Consider the following 20,842-nt stretch of genomic DNA (forward strand, 5'->3'; position numbering starts at 1 on the left):
GCCAATCACGTCGCGACCGAGGATTATCCGGACTTCGATCCGCTGGCGATCTTCTCAGCCGACGAACCCCAGCCGGCACCGCAAAGCCGCACCGGCGCAATTTACGGCTCCGATGTCGAATCCGAAGTGGCGCTGAAGACCGTTCCCTTCCCGACCAACAAGTCCGACCTGAACATGGCCCCCGGCCTGTCGCTTGACGAAGTCGAGGAAAATGTCCGCTCCAACGGCTCCGTTCTGACGGACGGAAATGCTCAGCTTGCCGCTCTCTATTATGTCGATCCGCGCCGCTTCTCTGCCGAGGACAACGACGTCGACCTGACCGCCGGCCTCGCGGCTCGCGTGCTTGAGCAGAATATGACGGTCTCGGCGCCTGAATCCATCACGCCACAGACCGAGGAATTCGCCGACGACATCCTGCCGGTGCGCCAGGATACGACGATCGCCAAGGCACTCGCCGATTCCGGCTATCCGCAGCCACAGGCAGACGGCATGTCCGGCTACATCGCCCCGCTGCTCGGAACCGATACGCTTTCGAAGGGCGACGTCCTGCGTATCGGCATCATTCAGAAGGGCGAACAGGCGAAGATCATCCGCGCCAGCGTCTATCGCAGCACCCGCCATCTCATCACCGTCGCGCTCGACGACAGGGGCCGTTTCGTTGCCGGCAGCGAGCCGCCGATGCTGGATGCGATAGCCACCGCCTTCGAAGATAATTCCTTCGCTCCTCCTGCTGGCCAAAATCTGCCGCGCGTCTATGACGGCATATACCGCGCATCCCTTTCCTATGGCATGACCAAGGACATGACGGCGCTGATCATCAAGCTGCTCGCCAGCAATGTCGACTTCCAGGCGCAATTGAAACCGTCGGATTACCTCGAAGCCTTCTTCTCCGTCGCCAACAGCAACGGCCAGGCGACCGAGGATTCCGAGCTTCTCTACGTCAACGCCCGCTTCGGCGATACGCTGACCCGTTTCTATCGCTTCCAGGACCCGGAAGACGGCACGATCGATTACTTCGATCAGGACGGAAAGAGCATCCGCCAGTTCCTGCTGCGCAACCCTGTTCCGAACGGCATCTTCAAGTCCGGTTTCGGTATGCGCCGTCACCCGATCCTCGGCTTCGCGCGCATGCACACCGGCGTCGATTGGGCAGCCCCGCGCGGCACGGCGATCATCGCCGCCGGTAACGGTACGGTCGAAAAGGCCGGCTGGGATTCCGGCGGTTACGGCAACCAGACGATCATCCGCCATGCCAACGGCTATGAATCCTCCTACAACCACCAGAGCGCCATCGCCAAGGGCATCGTGCCAGGCGCCAAGGTGCGACAGGGCCAGGTCATCGGCTGGGTAGGAACGACAGGCGAATCCACGGGCCCGCACCTTCACTACGAACTGATCGTCAACGGCACCAAGGTCGACCCCCTGCGTATCCGGCTGCCCGGTGGCAAATCACTGCAGGGTGATGCGCTCGCCAAGTTCGAGGACGAGCGCAAGCGCATCGACACGCTGCTGAACAACCAGCCGGCCTCAGACCAGGTCGCAAGCAAATAATTCTCGCTTACCGCGGAAACAAAAACGGCGGCCCGAGAGCCGCCATTTTCAATTCTCGTCTGTGCAGCCTTACGCTGCTTCACTGACCGGCTGTTTCGTCCGGAACAGCAACCGGTCCGAACCACTGGCGATCTTCACCAGTGATCCATCCGGCACCTGACCCGACAGGATCTGCTCGGCAAGCGGATCCTGGACGAATTTCTGGATCACCCGCTTCAGCGGACGGGCACCATAGACCGGATCATAGCCCTTGTTGGCCAGCCAGTCACGGGCGTCCTCGTCGAGATCGAGCGTGATCTTGCGTTCGGACAGCAGCGACAACAGCCGCTTCAGCTGGATATCGACGATCGCACCCATTTCCTCACGCTTCAGGCGGTGGAAGAGGATGATCTCATCGATACGGTTCAGGAATTCCGGCCGGAAATGACCGCGAACGACATCCATCACCTGTTCGCGAACCGTCTCGCTGTCCTCGCCCTCGCGCAATTGCGTGAGGTATTCGGCACCAAGGTTCGACGTCATGATGATCATCGTGTTGCGGAAGTCGACCGTCCTGCCCTGGCCGTCGGTCAGGCGACCGTCATCAAGCACCTGCAACAGGATGTTGAAGACATCGGGATGCGCCTTCTCGATCTCGTCGAACAGCACGACTTGATAGGGCCGGCGGCGAACAGCCTCCGTCAGCGCACCACCTTCATCGTAACCGACATAGCCGGGAGGGGCACCGATCATCCGGGCCACGGAGTGCTTCTCCATGTACTCTGACATGTCCATGCGCACCATCGCCGTCTCGTCATCGAAGAGGAAGCGGGCGAGCGCCTTGGTGAGCTCCGTCTTGCCGACACCGGTCGGGCCGAGGAAGATGAACGAGCCGATCGGCCTGTTCGGATCCTGAAGACCGGCACGCGCGCGGCGCACGGCGCGGGAGACGGCCTGAACCGCATCGCCCTGGCCGATCACCGATTTCGCCAGTTCGTCTTCCATCCGGAGCAGCTTATCGCGCTCTCCTTCCAGCATCTTGTCAACGGGAATGCCGGTCCAGCGGGAGACGACATGAGCGATATTGTCGGGTGTCACGACCTCCTGCACCATCGCATTGCGGCTGTTGTCTTCCTTGCTTTCGGCGTCGGCCAGCTGCTTTTCGAGACCCGGGATCACACCATAGGCGAGTTCGCCGGCGCGCTGGAATTCACCCTTGCGCTGGGCAATCGCCAGTTCGTTGCGGGCGTCGTCGAGCTGCTTCTTGAGGTCAGCGGCAAGGCCGAGCTTCTGCTTTTCCGCCTGCCAGCGGGCCGTCAGCGCATCAGCCTCTTCCTCGAAAGAAGCAAGCTCACCTTCCAACCGCTTCAGCCGGTCGGCGGATGCCACGTCGGTTTCCTTCTTCAGTGCCTCGCGTTCGATCTTCAGCTGGATGATGCGGCGGTCGAGCTCGTCGAGCTCTTCAGGCTTCGAGTCCACCTGCATGCGCAGGCGGGCAGCGGCCTCATCCATCAGGTCGATTGCCTTATCCGGCAGGAAGCGGTCGGTGATGTAACGGTTCGAAAGCGTCGCAGCGGCAACCAGCGCGGCATCGGCGATGCGCACCTTGTGATGCTGCTCGTACTTTTCCTTCAGACCGCGCAGGATCGAAATCGTATCCTCGACCGTCGGTTCCTCGACCATGACCGGCTGGAAACGGCGGGCAAGGGCTGGATCCTTTTCGACATGTTTGCGGTACTCGTCGAGCGTGGTCGCGCCGACGCAGTGCAGCTCGCCACGGGCAAGGGCAGGCTTCAGCAAGTTGGAGGCGTCCATCGCTCCATCCGCCTTGCCGGCACCGACCAGCGTATGCATTTCATCGATGAAGAGGATGATCTCGCCATTTTCGGACTGAACTTCGTTCAGCACGGCCTTCAGGCGCTCTTCGAATTCGCCACGGAACTTCGCGCCGGCAATCAAGGCACCCATGTCGAGCGCCATCAGCTTCTTGTCCTTCAGGCTTTCCGGCACGTCGCCATTGACGATGCGCAGCGCCAGACCTTCGACGATCGCCGTCTTGCCCACACCCGGCTCACCGATCAGAACGGGATTGTTCTTGGTGCGGCGGGAGAGAACCTGGATCGTCCGGCGGATTTCGTCGTCGCGACCGATGACCGGATCGAGCTTGCCTTCGCGGGCGTCACTCGTCAGGTCGCGCGCATATTTCTTCAGGCTGTCGAAGCCCTGCTCGGCACTTGCCGTATCGGCCGTGCGACCCTTGCGGATGTCGTTGATGACCTGATTGAGCGCCTGCGCGGTCACACCGGCGGTCTTCAACGACTGATAGGTCGAGGCAGAAGTTTCGATCGCCAGCGCCTGCAACAGACGCTCGACCGTCACGAAACTATCGCCAGCCTTCTTTGCAGCCTCTTCGGCAGTGGAGAACACCTTGGCGAGCGGCTGGGCGAGATAGATGTTGCCGTTACCGCCGGAAATCTTCGGCAGCTTGGCAAGAGCGGCATCATTGGCAAGCCGCGCGGCTTTGGCGTCACCGCCGGCGCGCTCGATCAGCGACGCAGCCATGCCCTGATCGTCGTCGAGCAGGACCTTAAGAACATGTTCTGCGGTGAACTGCTGGTGCCCCTGCGCCAGCGCATAGGTCTGGGCAGACTGAACGAAACCGCGCACCCGCTCGGAGTATTTTTCGATATTCATACGTTACCTCCATGAATCGCCCTGCCCTTCATAAGGCACAGACCGATGATTGAGATTGAGCTCCCTCAATAGGCAAGCCCTGTTTGTCGCCATTGAGATTTGCAGCAAACCAAACTGTGCAGGATATGGTGGAGAATCCCAGGACTTTAAAGGGGTGAGACACACGAAAACTGTCGCCCGCGGCTCATCCTTCGCAGCCGCTATTTGCCCATCAACGCAAGGTCCGGCAGCACTCACTTCTTGTCGAAAAATCCTTGGATCGGCTTCCTTGCCCCTGGGTGTTCTCGGTCCGAAATAGAGGTCGATGGAGCCGTCTCGCAGTCGGCCGACGGGACTTCACAAGCGAAAAAGGCCACCTTGTGAGGGCGGCCTTTCAAATTACGCATTCGAAGACGTAGTTATTCGGAAGCGGCTTCTGCCAAAACCGGCGCTTCAGCGGAAGCACCGTCCTCACCGGCTGCCTCACCCTCAGCACCGCGACGCGGACGGCGCGGGCGACTGCCGGCGTTGCGGCGGCGGGGCTGACGCTCGCGCTGTGGCGCAGCTGAGCCTTCCTCTTCCATCACAACTTCAGCCGGAATGCCTTCGATTTCCGGCTGCGGGCCGGTTCCGTCAATTGCTTCCGCCTGCTGCACGGGCGCTGCCGGAGCGGCCTGCTGCTGTTCGCGCTGCTGCTGGCGAGGCGGCTGAACGATGACGACGTCGTCATTATCTGTCGTATCCAGTTCGTCACCATCGCGGTCGGCATTGTCACGATCATTGTAATCGCTGCGGTCATCGCGCTGGAAGCGTTCCTGCATCTGAGCCTGTGCGGCCGCAATGATGCGGTTGTAGTGTTCGGCGTGCTGCAGATAATTCTCAGCTATAACGCGGTCACCGGAGCTCTGTGCGTCACGGGCGAGCTGCGCATATTTTTCAGCTATGTGCTGAGCAGTACCGCGGATTTTTACATCGGGGCCGGAACTGTCGTAGGTCCGGGTCAGCGGGTTTCCACCCTTGCGGTTGAAATTGTTGTTATTGTTGTTTCCACCGCCGCCATTGTTATTGTTATTGCCACGCCCTCGACCGCGCTTGTTCTGCTGTCCTGGCCTCATCGATCGTTCACCTGAATTCTTCTGTTTGTGATTGGATACATGGCACCAATCGCCAAGACCGGTTCATCCGGATCAGGGCCTTCGTGCCGCAAGCATAGTGCGCCTTCGCGCCGACCTGCCGCTTGTCTTCAAGTCAGTTTGACTGATTCACGCATTGGGTCGTGTTCAACCTTTGAAACTCTCGTCTAAAAGAGCAGACCCCCGAGGCTGAGCAAGTACCGAACGAATCTCGTTCATTCCTATGCGCCCAACGCGTAAGGGCAACCTATATTGCTTCCTCAGGAAATCCAAGCCTTTTCTTCGCAATAGCAATAATGTCCAGTTCGATGCTGCAATTTGTCGCCAGTCATGCCGGCGAGAACACGAGCACTCTGTCATTCTGACCATAATCTCTCACGGATTTGAGGCACTTGAAGCCTTGCGCTTCAAAGATCGCCGTCACATCGTGTCGCTGATCGTAGCCGATTTCCAGTCCGACGACTCCATTTGGCCGTACGAACCTCGCCGCATCCTTGGCTATCGCTTTGTAAGCGTCAAGCCCATCCGAGCCACCGTCCAGAGCTGCAGCCGGATCAAATTTCGTCACTTCGGCAGCGAGATCGTGAATGATACTGGAAGCAATATAGGGCGGATTTGAGACAATCGCATGAAACGTCCCGTGAATGTTCTCGAACCAGCTCGATCGAATGGTCGTGAATCGATCCTGCAATCCGTTTCTTTCTGCGTTTGATCTTGCCGTCTCAAGTGCATCGGTCGAAATGTCGCTGCCGATGCCTGATGCTTCCGGACATTCACTGAGGAGCGCAAGGCAAATCGCTCCGGTCCCAGTTCCTACATCGAGGATATGGAGATTGCTCTCCGTCTTTGCAAGATCGCGCAGATAAGGAATGATCGTATCGACGAGAATTTCCGTATCTGGCCGCGGCTCGAGCGTGCCGGCGGAAAGCCAAAGCGGCAGGCCGTAGAACTCCCGCTCTCCAAGAATGCGGTGTACCGGTTCGTGCTTCAATCGCCTTTCGATGGCCCGACCGATACTGCCTGCCTGCTCTTCTGACACCGGCTCGTGGCCGGCTGTCAGCATCTCGGTCGGCGAAAGCTTCAGCAGTCCCGAAATCAGCAGCCGCGCATCGGTCTGCGGATCGTCGATACCCGCTTCCGTGAAGCGGCGCCGGGCCTCGGCAAAGATCTCTGAAACCGTCCGCCCGGATACGATCATTGCTGTTCGCCAAGCTGCGCGAGCTGGCTCGCCTGATAGTCGGCAAGCAGTGCATCCACTACTTCGTCGATCTCGCCGACCATCATTCGGTCGAGCTTGTAGATTGTCAGGTTGATGCGGTGGTCGGTCACGCGCCCCTGCGGAAAGTTATAGGTGCGGATGCGCTCGGAGCGGTCGCCCGAGCCGACCTGGCTCTTGCGGTCGGCAGAACGTTCGCTATCGGCCCTCTGCCGCTCGGCATCGTAAAGTCGCGAACGCAGCACCTGCATGGCCTTGGCGCGGTTCTGGTGCTGCGACTTTTCCGAGCTGGTCACGACGATACCCGTCGGCAGGTGAGTGATGCGCACCGCCGAGTCCGTCGTATTGACGTGCTGGCCGCCCGCACCCGAGGAGCGCATCGTATCGATGCGGATATCCTCTGGCCGTATTTCGATATCGATCTCCTCGGCTTCCGGCAAAACGGCAACTGTCGCCGCCGAGGTATGGATACGTCCGCCCGCTTCCGTCTCCGGCACACGCTGCACGCGGTGCACGCCGGATTCGAACTTCAACTTGGCGAAGACGCCCTTGCCGGTGATCGTCGCGATGATTTCCTTATAGCCTCCGGCTTCCCCATCGCTCGCCGACAACACTTCGACCTTCCAGCCATGTGCGGCCGCGTAACGCTCATACATGCGGAAGAGATCGCCGGCGAAGAGGGCCGCCTCATTGCCGCCGGTGCCGGCGCGAATTTCCAGGATCGCACTTTTCTCGTCGGCCGCATCCTTCGGCAGCAGCAGGATCTGGATTTCGTTCTCCAGTGCCTCGATCCGTTCTTTCACGTCAGGCAGTTCGAGTTCGGCAAGGTCGCGCATTTCGCGATCGACGGACTTGTCCTCGAACAGGATCTCCAGATCGGCAAGCTCGTCCACAGCCTTTTGATAGGCGCGAATCTTGGTCACCACCGGCTGCAGTTCGGAATATTCGGATGCGAGCTTTACATAGACATCGGCCGAGGGGCCGGCCGACATGCGGGCTTCGATCTCGCCGAAGCGGCGCTCAAGCTCGCGCATCTTTTCAATGGGAAGCTTCGCCACCCCTTGCTCCAGTTCTTCTAATATATGTCTAAAGGGGAATATTGTGGCTCTCGGCGAAGCGGGCAAGCACTTCGCGCATCGGCGTCGTTGCATGCCGGTCGTCCAGCGCCTCATTGACCGCCGCCGCCAGCGCCCCGACATCAAGCCCAAGAAGCATCGCCTTGACCGGTCCGATCGAGGCCGGCGACATGGAGATGGAGCGGAAACCGACGCCGAGCAACGCCATAGCCGAGAGCGGCTTGCCGGCCAGCTCACCGCATAGCGTCACCGGCGTCTTGTTGCGGTCCGCACCACGCACGATGTCACGCAGGATGCGCAGGAACGGCCGCTCCAGCGGATCGAAGCGCTCGGAAACCCTCGCATTGCCGCGGTCGACCGCCATCGCGAACTGGAAGAGGTCGTTGGATCCGACAGAGACGAAGTCGACCGCATCCATCAGCTCGTCGAGCTGCCAGAGCAGGGCCGGGACTTCCAGCATCGCGCCGAATTGCAACTTGCGCGGAAGGCCGTGGCCGAAGCGCGACAAATGCTGCACTTCCTTTTGCAGCAGTTCACGCACTTGCCGGAGTTCGGAAACCTCAGTCACCATCGGTACCATCAGCTTCAGCTCAGCGCCGGCAGCGGCCTTCAGCAAAGCGCGCAACTGCGTGCGCAAGAGGCCCGGCCGGTCGAGCGAAAGGCGGATCGCCCGCCAGCCGAGCGCCGGGTTTTCCTCCTCGTGACCGCGGAAATAAGGCACCACCTTGTCGCCGCCGATATCGAGCGTACGGAAAGTTACGACACGACCGCCGGCCTGCTTCAGCACATTGCGGTAGAACATTTCCTGCTCTTCCGCCTTCGGCATGGTGGAAGCGATCATGAACTGCAACTCGGTGCGGAAAAGCCCGATGCCCTCGGCTCCCGATTCTGCCAGCTGCGGCAGGTCGACCAGCAGACCTGCATTCATCTGAAGCTGTATGCGTTGCCCGTCCCGGGTGACCGGTTCGACGGACCGCAAAGCGCGGAACTGCTCCTGCCGCCTTGCACGGAAGCGAACCTTTTCTTCGTAGGAGCGCTGATGCTCCGGCATCGGCCGGATATGCACATGGCCCTCGTCGCCATCGATGATGACGGCATCGCCGTTTTCCGCCAGCGCCACGACACCCGCTGCCTGGCCGATGACCGGAATGCCCATAGCGCGCGCGACGATCACCACATGGCTCGTCACCGCCCCCTCTTCCAGCACCAGACCGCGAACATTGGCACGCGGGTAGTCGAGGAGCTCTGCCGCACCCATGGCGCGCGCCAGGATGATTGCATCGTTCGGGAAGCCCTCGGCGGTCGTGCGGCCGGTATAGCCGGTCAGCACGCGCAGCAGCCGGTTCGCCAGATCCTCGAAATCATGCATCCGCTCGCGCAGATAAGGGTCCGTCAGGCGCATCATGCGCGCCTTGGTGTCGCTCTGGACCTTCTCGACCGCCGCTTCCGCCGTCAGGCCGTTGCGGATCGCCTCTTCCAGCTTGCGCACCCAGCCCTGATCGTGGGCGAACATGCGGTAGGTTTCCAGCACCTCGCGATGTTCGCCTTCCATGGAAACGTCACGCCGCGACAGCATGTCGTCGATGGAGATCCTGAGCGAACCCATGGCTTCCGCCAGCCGCCGGATTTCCTTCTCCGCATCCTCGTTCAACAGATTGGTAACGACGATACGCGGCTCGTGCAGCACGACGTAGCCGAGGCCGATCCCGTCATTATAGGTATCGCCGTCGACCGTGACTGAACGGGTGAGGTCGAGTTCGAGGCCCGGCTTGGCGATCTTCTTGAGTTCGCCGGTGGCGATCATCTCGGCGAGAACCATCGCCGTCGTCTCGAGCGCTTCCAGCTCCTCCTCGCGATAATTGCGGCTCGCCTTGTTCTGCACGACGAGAACGCCGAGCGAGCGGCCCGTGCGCAGGATCGGCACGCCGAGGAAGGAATGATAGATCTCTTCGCCCGTTTCCGGCAGGTAACGGAAGGCTGGGTGCGACTGCGCATCGGAAAGATTGAGCGGCTGGGCCGATGCGGCGATCGTTCCGACGAGGCCCTGTCCCATCTTCAGCTGCGAGAGGTGGACGGCTTCCTTATTGAGACCTTCGGTAGCATAAAGCTCAAGAACGCCATCGGCGCGCAGCACGTAAACGGAGCAGACCTCCGCCACCATGTTGCTGGCGATCTGGCGCACGATCCGGTCGAGTCGCTCCTGCGGCTCCAGCGGCTCCGCCATCAATTCGCGCAGCCGCTTGAGCAGCACGCGCGGACCGCCGGAAAGGTCTCTCATTGCGTCTCAAGCTCCCCGAAATAAACGCTTAATGCGGCCAGAAGGACCAGCCGCATCTTCAACCTGAAGGGGCAGACCGCCCGCTGGGAATCAATTCTTATCCAGACCGTAGCAGGAATGCAAAGTTCTGACAGCGAGTTCTGCATAAGGACCATCGATCAAGATTGAAATCTTGATCTCTGAGGTTGTAATTGCCTTGATGTTGATGCCTTTTTCGGCAAGTGCCCGGAAGGCAGTCGCTGCAACGCCCGCATGACTGCGCATGCCGATGCCGATGACGGAAACCTTCACCAGCCCCGATTCGCTCTGCGCGACATCATAGCCGATCTTCTCCTTATTATCGGAAAGAACCTTGATGGCTTTCTCGACATCACCAGAGGGAACGGTAAAGGTCATATCCGTCTTCGAACCATCCTCAGAGATGTTCTGGACGATCATGTCGACGTTGATGTGGCTTTCAGCGAGCGGACCGAAGATCGCGGCGGAAACGCCCGGCCGGTCAGCAAGACGGCGAAGCGAGATCTGAGCCTCATCCTTGGCGTAGGCGATGCCGGTGACTACTTCCTGTTCCACGATTTCATCCTCGTCACAAATCAGCGTTCCGGGTGGGTTCAAGAGGTCGCCCATGCCCGGAGCATCGGGATCCTCGAAAGACGAACGCACGAAGGTGCGTACCTTGTGCACCATGGCAAGCTCGACGGAGCGCACCTGAAGAACCTTTGCGCCGAGCGACGCCATTTCCAGCATTTCTTCGAAAGCGATCTTCTTGAGGCGCCGTGCCTTGGGTTCGATACGCGGATCAGTCGTATAGACGCCGTCGACATCGGTATAGATATCGCAGCGATCAGCCTTCACAGCAGCCGCAATCGCCACGGCAGACGTATCAGACCCGCCGCGTCCGAGCGTCGAGATGCGGTTGTCAGGGCCGAGACCCTGGAAGCCGGCAACGACGGCGACCTGTCCCTCGCCCATACGCTTGATGATATCGACGCCATCGATTTCCATGATGCGGGCTGCGCCATGTGCATTGTCGGTGCGGATCGGGATCTGCCAGCCCTGCCATGAGCGGGCATTGATGCCCATGCTCTGCAGCGCGATCGCCAAAAGACCTGATGTAACCTGCTCGCCGGAGGCGACAATGGCATCATATTCGCGCGCATCGTAGAAAGGAGAGTTCGCGCCGATCACCTTCGGCGTGTTCTGAACCCAGCCAACCAGCTCGTTGGTCTTGCCGGACATAGCGGAAACGACGACCGCCACTTCATGGCCGGCATCGACTTCGCGTTTTACGTGGCGGGCAACGTTCTTGATGCGGTCCAGATCAGCGACGGAGGTCCCGCCGAATTTCATAACGATGCGTGCCATAAGCCTCTACCACGACCCGAGCGTGATTGCCGGAAAACGGGATTTGCTTCCCCGGCACGCCACGCGCCATTCACAAACCGCCGGGAGTCGCATTGCCGCCCTCCCGGGCATCAGAAAACCCCGGCTGTCAAATGGCCGAAGAGCCCGGAAATACTGGTTTCTGGAACGCCTCTAAAGCCCCGCCAACCAAGGACGAAAGTTGGCGCGTCTCTTAGCGAGTTTGACGGAGGGTGGCAAGGGTGGGGAAAGGGTGAAGTGGAGGCGGCAGGATTTCGTCAGAAGTGATCCCTGCGAGCTGCGGTTAAGCACCCGTTCTCCGTATCCGTCAAACCGGAACATGAAGGCGACTGAACTTAGTGGTCTCAAATGCGTTTAAATCGCATTGGATGCGTCAAGGAAGCTGGTGAACAGAATGAGAAGATTAGCGATAATTGCACTGTCGATAGCGACCGCATTCTCCGGAATGCCCGCCTGGGCAGGGCCAGCCTATACGGCAAACTCGATTCACACGGCAGTGCAGCGGCAGACCACAGGCGGCCAAGCCACCCCCCTTCTTCAGATTGGCTGCAACAACTTCACGAACTGCCCTCGTTATAACCAAGGTTGGGGCAGCAATTACCGCTATTCGAACCGTTATCGCTATGACCGCAGGTGGGACAGGGACCGCCGCTATTATGGCGACCGCCACTACCGCGACCGCTATTATCGCCGCCATGACAATACTGGCGCCATTATCGGTGGCCTGGCCGCCGGCGCGATCATCGGTGGCATCATAGCCTCGCAGCCGCGCGTGAGTGCAGGCAGTTCGCACGCCGAATACTGCTACAGCCGTTATCGCTCGTACCGCGCATATGATAACACATACCAGCCCACGTACGGCCCGCGCCGTCAGTGCCGCTAAATCGGCATCACCTAGGATCCGAAACCCCGCGAAGACGCGGGGTTTTTTACTGCCTTCAGACTTGCTCTTTTTATGGTCCTGCCAAGCCTCCGGTGCGACCTGAGCGCCCTTGACTTATCGCCTCGATCGTCCGACTTCACTGACAGGACATCAAGGAGCGGCAGATGAACGAACCGGCAAAGACTACCATCGACCAGAGCGAAGTCGATCGCTTTTCCGCCATGGCGGCCGAGTGGTGGAGCCCAACGGGCAAGTTTAAGCCGCTGCACAAATTCAATCCTGTTCGCCTGACCTATATCCGCGACAAGGCAGCGGAGAATTTTTCACGCAATCCGAAGACTGCCAAGCCACTTGAAGGCCTGCGTGTGCTCGATATCGGCTGCGGCGGCGGCCTCTTGTCGGAGCCGGTCGCCCGGATGGGCGCTGAAGTCGTCGGCGCCGATCCCTCGGAAAAGAACATCGGCATCGCCTCCACCCACGCCAAGGCATCGGGTGTTGCCGTCGACTATCGCGCCGTCACCGCCGAGCAGCTTGCCGAGGCAGGCGAGACCTTCGATATCGTGCTCAACATGGAAGTGGTGGAGCATGTGGCCGATGTCGAGCTTTTCATGAATACCTGCGCCAGCATGGTCCGACCAGGCGGCCTGATGTTCGTCGCCACGATCAACCGCACGATGAAGGCGGCCGCACTTGCCATTTTCGCTGCCGAAAACGTCCTGCGCTGGCTGCCGCGCGGCACGCATCAATATGAGAAGCTGGTACGCCCGGAAGAACTGGAAAAGCCGCTTGCGGCAAGCGGTCTCGAGATTGTCGACCGCACGGGCGTCTTCTTCAATCCGCTGGCAAACCAGTGGAACCTGTCAAACGATATGGATGTGAATTACATGCTGCTGGCAAAACGTCCAGCCTGATCGCGCCGCATGCAGGCAAAATTATAAAAGACCAGCCGGCCGCATATCAGTTCACGTCTTCGGGCAAGACGGGCAAGGCAGCGATATCAATGCCCTCATCCACCAGCGACTGCGCTTCATCGGGTGTCGCCTGGCCAATAATGCCGCGGGCTTCCGCCTCGCCGTAATGGATCTTGCGTGCCTCCTCGGGAAAGCGGGTTCCGACATCTTCGGAATTCGCCTTGATCGCGGCAACGGCTTCCTTCAGCTTCACAAAGGCTTCGCGGCGGGCCGTATCCATGGCGACGACCTGCATCTCATCCTTCTTGCGTGCGGTCGAAACGGAAGGCGCCATGAGCGACTTGGAGATGGAGCCGGAATTGCAGACAGGACAGGTCAGAAAACCACTCGCGACCTGGCGATCGAAATCGGCACTTTCGGAAAACCAGCCTTCGAACTCGTGGGCATTCTCACAAATAAGGGAATAGCGGATCAAGCTGCTACGCCTCCTGAAACATCCCCCGCAATCTTCTCGATGGAAAACTCCCGGCCGTTCTTAAGGTTCGGAATCTTGTCATGTGCAGCCTTCACAGCGGCCGGATCGATCTCCGTCAGAATGACCGCCTCGCCGAGCGGGCCGGCCGAAGCGAGCACCTTGCCCCAGGGATCGACGATCATCGAATGACCGAATGTCTCACGGCCATCCTCATGCAGGCCGGCCTGTGCTGCGGCGATGATGAAGACGCCGTTTTCGATGGCGCGCGCGCGCAGCAGAATTTCCCAATGTGCCTCGCCGGTCTGCTTCGTGAAAGCGGCCGGAACGGTCATCACTTCTGCGCCGGCAACCGCCTGCGCACGGAAAAGCTGCGGAAAACGCACGTCATAGCAGATGGTGAAACCCATCTCGGCGAAAGGCAGCGACAGCACGCGTGCCTCAGACCCCGGTCGGTAGGCGGCGCTTTCGCGCCAGCTTTCACCATTGTCGAGATCGACATCGAACATGTGGATCTTGTCGTAGCGGTTCCGGATCTTGCCGTCAGGTCCGAAGAGGAAACCGCGATTGGCCATCTTGCCGTCATCGAGTGCAATCGCCGTCGAGCCGACATGCATGTAAATGCCGAGTTCGGCAGCGAGCGCCGAACCGGTCCTGACGATGATGTCATTGCTCTCGTCGCGCAGCACTTCCTTTGCCGCTGCGCGGTTGCGCTGCAGCATGCCGGTCATTTCCGGCGTCTGCACGTAAATCGCACCCTTTGCGGCGGCTTCCCGGACGAGGCGCACCATCGAAGCGGCATTCCGCTCCGGATCGACACCTGAGCACATCTGGATGGCGGCGGCCGTGAAACTCATCGCTTTTCCTCAGGCGGCCAGCAGCGGATCGAGCTTGCCGGCACGATCGAGCGCGTAGAGATCGTCGCACCCCCCGACATGCGTGGCGCCGACGAAAATCTGCGGAAAGGTGGTGCGGCCATTCGACTTGCCGAGCATTTCCTGGCGAAGCTCAGGCGAGAAGGTCGCGTCATGCTCGACATAGTCCACGCCTTTCTCTTCAAGCAGAGATTTGGCGCGTGTACAAAAGCCGCAGAATTGCCGTGTATAGATGGTAACGGGTACCATGAATGGTCTCCAGACGGTGCTGTTTTCTTATTGTCATATAGTTTCTGCAAAGGCCCTTGCAAAGGTCAAAACCGTTATATCGGCAGCACCTGCCTTGCGCAGCACCCGCGTTGCCGCATCGACTGTAGCACCCGTCGTATAGACATCGTCGACGAGGACGATGCGCTTGCCGAAGACATCATTTTCTTTGTCCCTGGCAATCGCAAAGGCGCCTCGAACATTGTCTTCTCGCGCCCGCACACCAAGACCGACCTGCTGGTTGGTGCGCTTGACGCGCAGAAGGGTCGCCGGCAGCAGCGGCTTGTCCGCAAGCCGCGCCAGATGCCGGGCAAGCTCCGCCGCCTGGTTGAACTTGCGCGAGATCATACGCGTGCGATGCAAAGGGATCGGAACGACGGCGTCACAGCACTCGACCATGCAGTCCGAGGCACGCAGCATCCAGCCCGCCATCATCGGCGCGAGATCCGTGCGATCCCGGTATTTGAGGCCATGCACGAGACTGCGCACGGCAGTGTCATGGACGGCTGCCGAACGCAGACGGTCGAAAGGCGGTGGATTGGCGATCGCCTCGGCGCTCAGGATGCCGGCCCCGAGATCATGTGAAAAGGGAATGCCGAGCACCTCGCAATAAGGCCGCTCGATGAAGCGGACGTCGGACCAGCACTTTGGACAGAGCCCACGATGGCCGCCCGTCGAAATACCACAGGCCGCGCAGGCCGGCGGATAGACAAGATCGGCAAGCATGGAGAGAGGCCGCAGAAGCTGCGCCCATATCCGTCCCTTCGCTCTTTCCGTCTCGATCATCCCCATATGAGGGAGACTAGCGTGTCACGAGCCAAAGGAAAATCGCCTTGCCGCCTGTCGGACAGGGGAATATGGACATCGCCATGGATATCATCTTCGACAAGGCGCAGATCGCCGCAAATCGTCACCGCGCGCTCGCAAATAATGATCTGAAGGCAGGTTTCCTGCTCGATATCGCCGCCGAGGAACTGGCAGACCGCCTGGCCGTCGTCGAGCGCACCTTTGAACATGCGGTGGAACTGCATGGCGCAACGGGCGCAGCTGCCCGTGCGGCGATGGCGACCGGCAAGGTAGGCAGCCTCACCCGCGTGGAAAGTGACATCAGCTATGTCACTTCGGGCGAACTCTTTCTCGAAGCGCCGCTCGAAGACGTGCCGCTCGCCCCCCAATCGGCCAATCTGGTAATTGCACCGCTCAACCTGCACCTGACCAACGACACGCCCGGCGTCTTCATCCAGATCCGCCGCGCGTTGAAGCCGGACGGCCTGTTCCTGGCTGCCATTCCGGGCGCCGGTACGCTGCAGGAACTGCGCGAGGTGCTGCTGGCGACTGAGATCGAGATGACCGGCGGCGCAAGTCCGCGCGTCATCCCCTTCGTCGATGTCCGCGATGTCGGCGGTCTGCTTCAGCGCGCGGGCTTTGCCCTGCCCGTCATTGATGCAGAGAATTATATTGTCCGCTATGATTCAATTTTTCCGCTGATGCGTGATCTGAGGGCGATGGGCATGGCCAATCCCCTGGTAGCCCGCAGCCGCAAGCCGCTGACGCGCGCCTTCTTCCTGCGCGCCGCCGAAATCTACGCAGAGCGCTATTCGGACCCCGACGGCCGTATCCGCGCGACATTCTCGTTGATCTACGTGTCGGGCTGGGCACCGCACGAAAGCCAGCAGCAGCCGCTGAGGCCGGGATCGGCCAAGGCACGACTTGCTGACGCTCTCAAAGTGGAAGAGCAGAAGCTCAAGCAGTGAATCCAGTGGACTGCTCAGTTGATCGTCAGGTTATTCTCGACGGTGTTGAATACGCCTAGCAGGCCATTGGTGAACACGCCCAGCCCCCCAATGAGGGCAGCCGCCATCAGCGCTGCGATCAATCCATATTCGATCGCCGTTGCACCACGTCCGTCTGCCAGAAATTTCTTCAGCAAATTCATCAACCCAACCCTTCTGTGCGCAAGACGGCAATGAAATTCACGGCTCCCCGGAACGGGAGCTTCATTTCCTCAGCAGCCGGCGCCGACGCCGTAGCCCTGAACGACACAGACCGACCCAGGCGTATCCTGGAGGACGCTGCGGCGGATCGTATAGCGCTTGCCGTTCTCGCTTTTCGGGCCATTCTCGGTTTTCGGGATGGAGCCGGTGGTGATCGTGTCGAAATCAGCCGGCGCGCTGGCGAGCACGCTCTTCTTGGAAGAATCCGCCAGCATCGGCGTCAGGATGAGGGTGAGCGCCACCACGGCCGTGCCGAAGAGAAGGGCAATATTGAGCGCCCCCGTCCTGCGCGAAGCAGACGAAGAAGCGCGTTCCTTCTCGCGCACAGCTTTCCAGAAATCGTCGTCCATGACGTCAAGCCCTTAAATACACACGCCAGTTGCTTGAGTGAGGCCGATCATTGCCAGAAGGTGCTAAATGATCGATTAATATCCACAGGCGAAATCGACGTTTCGCATTAATAATCAGAAAAGCTAAAGTAAATCCTGCAGCACCGGGATGAGCGGCTCGTCGGCCGGCGGCATCGGGTAATCGCGCAGCGCCTGCGGGCGCACCCATTTGATCGCCTGTCCCTCACGACCGTGTGGAATGCCTTCATAACGGCGGCAGACGTAAAGTGGCATCAGCAGATGGAATGTATCGTAGCTGTGACTGGCGAAGGTCAGCGGCGCAAGACATGGTACCTTGGTCGTGATGCCGAGCTCTTCGTTCAACTCGCGTACCAGCGTCTCCTCCGGTGTCTCGCCGGATTCCACCTTGCCGCCGGGAAACTCCCACAGGCCGGCAAGCGACTTGCCTTCCGGCCGCTGTGCCAGAAGAATACGCCCGTCCGTGTCGATCAGCGCGCAGGCGGCGACCAGAAGCAACCTCTTTCCGGCTTCGCTCATTCGCAGCGCTCCTGCCAGTAGCAGTAATGATAGGCATCACGGAAACCAAGGCGCTCATAGAGTGCAATCGCCGGCGCGTTGGAAAGCTTCACCTGCAGCCAGGCAGTACGGGCGCTGCGCATCCGCGCCCAGCGTAAGGCCGAAGTCAGGATTTCTACGCCGAGACCCCTGCGGCGATGCCCATCGGCAACCGAAAGCGACATGATGCCGGCAAGATCGTTGTCCTGCACGCAGAGAACCGTTGCCAGCGAGCCAAGGATGGCATCCTCGATCATGAAAAGGCCTGATGGCGGCTTGATTGCCGAGATGATCTCGGCAAGCGCCGGCTTCAGCGATACTGGCGCCTGATCGACCGCAAGATTGGCATCGACGAACCGGCCGACATCGTGGGTCGGGAGATGATCGAGCGTATCGGGCAGATCGGCCTGCGAGAGATCGCAGACCATGACCGCCGTCTCATCGAAACGCTCCCATCCCTGCTCCTTGAGCAGGCCGATCAGAACAGGCGAGGCAAGAGGCGTCTCGCGTACGATAGCGGGACGGCCATAGGCCTCGAACTTGCGGCTTGCCTTCTCCAGCCTGATCTCGACATCACGATGGTCGGAAGGATCGAGCGGCACGATGGAGTTCAGGCGGTTGGAAGGATGGCCCGCGGTCAGGCGGACCTGCCAGCTTCCGTCATATTGCACGGATGCAGCCGGCCAGGCACGAAAGCCCACGGCCTCCAGCCGCCGGACCAACGGCAGGTTCTGCTTCGGAAGAGATGCCTGCATCAACGAACGGTCAGCTCCGGTAGTCGCCATTGATCGCAACATATTCCTTGGTGAGGTCGCAGGTCCAGACCGTAGCCTTGCCCGAGCCAAGGCCAATGTCGACTTTGACAGGAATATCCTGCTTCTTCATCACCGCGGAGGCGGCATCTTCGGAGTAGGCAGGATCGCGCTCGCCGTTGACGGCGACGCGCACATCACCGAACCAGATGGCGAGCCGATCGCGGTCGGCCATTTCGCCGGCCTTGCCGACGGCCATGACGATACGGCCCCAATTGGCGTCTTCACCGGCAGCCGCAGTCTTGACCAACGGCGAATTGGCGATGGAGAGAGCGATCGTCTTGGCGGCGGCATCGCTCTCCGCACCGGTCACGGTGATCTCGAGCATCTTCGTGGCGCCCTCGCCGTCGCGGGCGACCTGGATCGCCAGATCCTTGAGGAGTTCGTTGAGGGCTGCGCGGAAAGCGCCGAGCTGCGGATCGTCCGCGCTCACGATGCGCGCCTGTCCGTCAGCTGCCGCTGCACCCGTCGCAAAAAGCATCAGCGTGTCCGAGGTCGAGGTGTCGCTGTCGACGGTCATCGAGTTGAAGCTCGGCTCGACGCCGGCAGACAGCAGCGACTGCAGGGCAGAGGAAGCGATATCGGCATCCGTGACGACGAAAGAAAGCATGGTCGCCATGTCGGGCGCGATCATGCCGGCACCCTTGGCAATGCCGTTGATCGTCACTTTGACGCCGTTGATTTCGGCAGTGCGGGTCGAAACCTTCGGATAGGTGTCGGTGGTCATGATGGCCTTGGCGGCCTCGAACCAGAAGTCACCGGCGGCATCGGCATGCATCTTGTCGAGCACGCCGGTAAATTTGGTGGCGTCGAGCGGTTCGCCGATGACGCCGGTCGACGCGAGAAAGATCTCATTTTCGCTGCAGCCGACGGCTGCAGCGGCCGACTTTGCCGTCAGCTCGGTCGCAGCGCGGCCCTTCATGCCGGTAAAGGCATTGGCATTGCCTGAATTGACGACGACGGCACGCGCCGTGCCATGCGGCAGGTTGGTCCGGCAGAAATCGACCGGTGCGGAGGGGCACTTCGACTTCGTGAAGACGCCGGCAACGGCAGCCGGAGCGTCGAAGACCATCATCAGCACGTCCGTCCGGTTCTTATACTTGATGCCGGCTGAAGCGGTCGCCATGCGCACACCGCGAAGTGCTGGCAGCGAGGCAAAGGTTTTCGGGGCAAGCGGAGAAACGGTAGCGGACATGGGATGTGACCTGCCAATGAGCATTTCCAAGTGAAATAAAACCGGTGCGCCATCCGGAAATGCGACAACAACAATGATAGTGAAGGGTCCGGAAGAACCGGACCCAAATCTAATGATTACTGCTGCGGTGCCGGTGCCGGCGCGGGTTCTGCACCCGGCTCAGGCTGCTTGTTTGCGTCTTCGTAACCCTTGCGGAGCGTTTCGTCCGTGATATCGACCTTGGCCGAAGCTTTCGCCTGGTTCAGGAGCGCAAGATACTTGTCGCGCATGACGAGCTGACGAACCTGATCCTTTACCTGTTCGAACGGCGGCGGCGGAGCGTCGCGCTTATCTTCTACCTTGATGACATGGTAGCCGAAATCGGTCTTCACAGGGGTCTTGGAATAGGTGCCCTTCTCAAGCGCGAAGGCTGCGTCCTCGAATTCCTTGACCATGCGGCCGCGGCTGAAATAACCGAGGTCGCCGCCGTCATCCTTGTTCGGATCGGTGGACTTTTCCTTGGCGAGTTCGGCAAAATCCTTACCGGCGTCGAGCTGCTTGATGACGTCCTTGGCCTCATCCTCGGTCTTGACGAGGATGTGGCGGGCGTGAACTTCTTCCTGCTTCGGCAGCGCGGCGACTTCCTTGTCGTAGCGTGCCTTCACCTCGGCATCGGTCACGGTGTCGACGACATGCTTCTTGAAGTAGGCGTTGTGAAGTTCGCGGTCGGTAAGATACTGCATGCGCTTCTTGAAATCATCAGTCTGGTCGAGCTTCTCGGCAGTAGCGTCGGCAGCAAGCAGCTTCACGTCGATGGCGGCAGAGAGGGCGGCGACCTTCTTCTGGTCGTCGGGGAGCTGCGCGAGCTGCGGATCGAGATTGGCCACAGCCAGATCGAGTTCCGACTGGTGGATTTCCAGATTGCCGACCTTGGCGACGACGGCATCATCGGCATAGGCCGGAGCCTGGAAGGCGACGAAGGCCGTAAACGCCAGCGCAGCAAGTTTGTTGGTGCTCAACATCAAATAACCCTTCACAATTATACCCGCCGGCTTCAGCTTTCGTGAATCCAGCCCGAAAACAGCCTTCAACACCGGAATGTGGCCTTTCTATATCAGCCAAATCCGTTGACATCATTTGCCCCCCCTCTTATCTGTCACGCAACCTCGCGTCCAGAACAGTTTCCGGGCGTTTTCAAGCGTGCGCCTGTTTTTCGGCTGGGTAGCGAATAAGAAACGTCGGGGAAGAATATTCAGAAAG

General features: G+C 60.0%; 20 protein-coding genes (1 of these 20 running past the window's edge). 4 read left to right on the top strand and 16 right to left on the bottom strand.

The features are described from left to right. A protein-coding gene (locus tag KQ933_RS17605) for a M23 family metallopeptidase (protein ID WP_216756059.1) crosses the window boundary here: on the top strand, positions 1-1,551 show its 3' portion. Its footprint begins 393 nt before the window's first position; only the last 1,551 of its 1,944 coding nucleotides appear in the window; its start codon lies beyond the left edge, outside the window; the stop codon is at positions 1,549-1,551. 69 nt (positions 1,552-1,620) lie between these two features. On the opposite strand, the gene clpB is transcribed toward KQ933_RS17605, so the two are convergent. The 6 genes from clpB to KQ933_RS17635 form a co-directional block, all read right to left on the bottom strand. Next, positions 1,621-4,224, bottom strand: coding sequence for an ATP-dependent chaperone ClpB (gene clpB, locus KQ933_RS17610; protein WP_216756060.1), 2,604 nt, complete (start codon positions 4,222-4,224; stop codon positions 1,621-1,623). A gap of 398 nt (positions 4,225-4,622) precedes the next feature. Further along, the gene (locus KQ933_RS17615; RefSeq protein ID WP_216756061.1) at positions 4,623-5,318 is read right to left on the bottom strand and encodes a DUF4167 domain-containing protein; all 696 of its coding nucleotides are present in this window, start codon (positions 5,316-5,318) and stop codon (positions 4,623-4,625) included. A gap of 346 nt (positions 5,319-5,664) precedes the next feature. Then, positions 5,665-6,534 carry a peptide chain release factor N(5)-glutamine methyltransferase gene (gene prmC, locus KQ933_RS17620; protein ID WP_216756062.1) on the bottom strand — a complete coding sequence of 290 codons (870 nt, stop codon included), beginning with the start codon at positions 6,532-6,534 and terminating at the stop codon, positions 5,665-5,667. After that, on the bottom strand, positions 6,531-7,610 hold the full coding sequence (gene prfA, locus KQ933_RS17625) for a peptide chain release factor 1 (RefSeq protein WP_216756063.1): 1,080 nt from the start codon (positions 7,608-7,610) through the stop codon (positions 6,531-6,533). Before prfA ends, prmC begins: the two co-directional genes overlap by 4 nt. Positions 7,611-7,638: 28 nt before the next feature. Then, positions 7,639-9,906 (bottom strand): phosphoenolpyruvate--protein phosphotransferase, encoded by a 2,268-nt coding sequence (gene ptsP, locus KQ933_RS17630; RefSeq protein ID WP_216756064.1) that lies wholly within the window; start codon positions 9,904-9,906, stop codon positions 7,639-7,641. Between the two features lie 90 nt (positions 9,907-9,996). Beyond that, positions 9,997-11,271, bottom strand: coding sequence for an aspartate kinase (locus KQ933_RS17635; RefSeq protein WP_216756065.1), 1,275 nt, complete (start codon positions 11,269-11,271; stop codon positions 9,997-9,999). 412 nt (positions 11,272-11,683) lie between these two features. On the opposite strand from KQ933_RS17635, the gene KQ933_RS17640 reads away from it, so the two are divergent. Together KQ933_RS17640 and ubiG are read left to right on the top strand one after the other, a co-directional pair. Next, complete coding sequence (locus tag KQ933_RS17640; RefSeq protein WP_216756066.1) at positions 11,684-12,172, top strand: BA14K family protein; 489 nt, start codon at positions 11,684-11,686, stop codon at positions 12,170-12,172. 164 nt (positions 12,173-12,336) lie between these two features. After that, positions 12,337-13,083 carry a bifunctional 2-polyprenyl-6-hydroxyphenol methylase/3-demethylubiquinol 3-O-methyltransferase UbiG gene (gene ubiG, locus KQ933_RS17645; protein WP_216756067.1) on the top strand — a complete coding sequence of 249 codons (747 nt, stop codon included), beginning with the start codon at positions 12,337-12,339 and terminating at the stop codon, positions 13,081-13,083. 46 nt (positions 13,084-13,129) lie between these two features. Here ubiG and KQ933_RS17650 read toward each other — a convergent pair whose 3' ends face one another. The 4 genes from KQ933_RS17650 to KQ933_RS17665 are packed head-to-tail and all read right to left on the bottom strand — an operon-like array spanning position 13,130 to position 15,489. Next, positions 13,130-13,558 (bottom strand): DUF1178 family protein, encoded by a 429-nt coding sequence (locus KQ933_RS17650; RefSeq protein ID WP_216756068.1) that lies wholly within the window; start codon positions 13,556-13,558, stop codon positions 13,130-13,132. After that, positions 13,555-14,412 carry a carbon-nitrogen hydrolase family protein gene (locus KQ933_RS17655; RefSeq protein ID WP_216756069.1) on the bottom strand — a complete coding sequence of 286 codons (858 nt, stop codon included), beginning with the start codon at positions 14,410-14,412 and terminating at the stop codon, positions 13,555-13,557. The genes KQ933_RS17650 and KQ933_RS17655 overlap by 4 nt, the downstream gene beginning before the upstream one ends. 9 nt (positions 14,413-14,421) lie before the next feature. Then, on the bottom strand, positions 14,422-14,679 hold the full coding sequence (gene grxC / locus KQ933_RS17660; protein ID WP_216756070.1) for a glutaredoxin 3: 258 nt from the start codon (positions 14,677-14,679) through the stop codon (positions 14,422-14,424). 33 nt (positions 14,680-14,712) lie between these two features. Then, entirely contained in the window at positions 14,713-15,489 is a 777-nt protein-coding gene (locus tag KQ933_RS17665) for a ComF family protein (RefSeq protein WP_216756071.1), read from the bottom strand. Between the two features lie 77 nt (positions 15,490-15,566). Here KQ933_RS17665 and KQ933_RS17670 point away from each other — a divergent pair, with 77 nt between their 5' ends. Further along, complete coding sequence (locus KQ933_RS17670) at positions 15,567-16,451, top strand: methyltransferase domain-containing protein (protein WP_216758942.1); 885 nt, start codon at positions 15,567-15,569, stop codon at positions 16,449-16,451. Between the two features lie 14 nt (positions 16,452-16,465). On the opposite strand, the gene KQ933_RS17675 is transcribed toward KQ933_RS17670, so the two are convergent. From KQ933_RS17675 to KQ933_RS17700, 6 genes are all read right to left on the bottom strand, one after another. Beyond that, entirely contained in the window at positions 16,466-16,633 is a 168-nt protein-coding gene (locus KQ933_RS17675) for a Flp family type IVb pilin (protein WP_183734245.1), read from the bottom strand. A 69-nt stretch (positions 16,634-16,702) separates the two neighbouring features. Then, complete coding sequence (locus KQ933_RS17680; RefSeq protein ID WP_007825505.1) at positions 16,703-17,041, bottom strand: hypothetical protein; 339 nt, start codon at positions 17,039-17,041, stop codon at positions 16,703-16,705. A 123-nt stretch (positions 17,042-17,164) separates the two neighbouring features. Beyond that, complete coding sequence (gene mutT, locus KQ933_RS17685; RefSeq protein ID WP_183805984.1) at positions 17,165-17,578, bottom strand: 8-oxo-dGTP diphosphatase MutT; 414 nt, start codon at positions 17,576-17,578, stop codon at positions 17,165-17,167. After that, entirely contained in the window at positions 17,575-18,381 is an 807-nt protein-coding gene (locus KQ933_RS17690; protein WP_183734250.1) for an N-acetyltransferase, read from the bottom strand. The genes mutT and KQ933_RS17690 overlap by 4 nt, the downstream gene beginning before the upstream one ends. Further along, positions 18,362-19,603, bottom strand: a complete 1,242-nt coding sequence (gene argJ, locus KQ933_RS17695) for a bifunctional glutamate N-acetyltransferase/amino-acid acetyltransferase ArgJ (RefSeq protein WP_216756072.1) — start codon at positions 19,601-19,603, stop codon at positions 18,362-18,364. The genes KQ933_RS17690 and argJ overlap by 20 nt, the downstream gene beginning before the upstream one ends. A 116-nt stretch (positions 19,604-19,719) precedes the next feature. Beyond that, entirely contained in the window at positions 19,720-20,604 is an 885-nt protein-coding gene (locus KQ933_RS17700) for a peptidylprolyl isomerase (protein ID WP_216756073.1), read from the bottom strand. Positions 20,605-20,842 lie beyond the last annotated feature (238 nt).

Source organism: Rhizobium sp. WYJ-E13, from assembly GCF_018987265.1.
Lineage (GTDB): Bacteria > Pseudomonadota > Alphaproteobacteria > Rhizobiales > Rhizobiaceae > Rhizobium.

What these genes read in the sequence shown, in the direction of transcription:
- KQ933_RS17675 (WP_183734245.1), bottom strand. Translation starts at nt 16,633, where the DNA reads ATGAATTTGCTGAAGAAATTTCTGGCAGACGGACGTGGTGCAACGGCG.
- KQ933_RS17700 (WP_216756073.1), bottom strand. Translation starts at nt 20,604, where the DNA reads ATGTTGAGCACCAACAAACTTGCTGCGCTGGCGTTTACGGCCTTCGTC.
- KQ933_RS17670 (WP_216758942.1), top strand. Translation starts at nt 15,567, where the DNA reads ATGGATATCATCTTCGACAAGGCGCAGATCGCCGCAAATCGTCACCGC.
- prmC (WP_216756062.1), bottom strand. Translation starts at nt 6,534, where the DNA reads ATGATCGTATCCGGGCGGACGGTTTCAGAGATCTTTGCCGAGGCCCGG.
- KQ933_RS17680 (WP_007825505.1), bottom strand. Translation starts at nt 17,041, where the DNA reads ATGGACGACGATTTCTGGAAAGCTGTGCGCGAGAAGGAACGCGCTTCT.
- KQ933_RS17655 (WP_216756069.1), bottom strand. Translation starts at nt 14,412, where the DNA reads ATGAGTTTCACGGCCGCCGCCATCCAGATGTGCTCAGGTGTCGATCCG.
- KQ933_RS17615 (WP_216756061.1), bottom strand. Translation starts at nt 5,318, where the DNA reads ATGAGGCCAGGACAGCAGAACAAGCGCGGTCGAGGGCGTGGCAATAAC.
- KQ933_RS17635 (WP_216756065.1), bottom strand. Translation starts at nt 11,271, where the DNA reads ATGGCACGCATCGTTATGAAATTCGGCGGGACCTCCGTCGCTGATCTG.
- KQ933_RS17665 (WP_216756071.1), bottom strand. Translation starts at nt 15,489, where the DNA reads ATGGGGATGATCGAGACGGAAAGAGCGAAGGGACGGATATGGGCGCAG.
- ubiG (WP_216756067.1), top strand. Translation starts at nt 12,337, where the DNA reads ATGAACGAACCGGCAAAGACTACCATCGACCAGAGCGAAGTCGATCGC.
- ptsP (WP_216756064.1), bottom strand. Translation starts at nt 9,906, where the DNA reads ATGAGAGACCTTTCCGGCGGTCCGCGCGTGCTGCTCAAGCGGCTGCGC.
- KQ933_RS17690 (WP_183734250.1), bottom strand. Translation starts at nt 18,381, where the DNA reads ATGGCGACTACCGGAGCTGACCGTTCGTTGATGCAGGCATCTCTTCCG.
- clpB (WP_216756060.1), bottom strand. Translation starts at nt 4,224, where the DNA reads ATGAATATCGAAAAATACTCCGAGCGGGTGCGCGGTTTCGTTCAGTCT.
- argJ (WP_216756072.1), bottom strand. Translation starts at nt 19,603, where the DNA reads ATGTCCGCTACCGTTTCTCCGCTTGCCCCGAAAACCTTTGCCTCGCTG.
- KQ933_RS17640 (WP_216756066.1), top strand. Translation starts at nt 11,684, where the DNA reads ATGAGAAGATTAGCGATAATTGCACTGTCGATAGCGACCGCATTCTCC.
- grxC (WP_216756070.1), bottom strand. Translation starts at nt 14,679, where the DNA reads ATGGTACCCGTTACCATCTATACACGGCAATTCTGCGGCTTTTGTACA.
- mutT (WP_183805984.1), bottom strand. Translation starts at nt 17,578, where the DNA reads ATGAGCGAAGCCGGAAAGAGGTTGCTTCTGGTCGCCGCCTGCGCGCTG.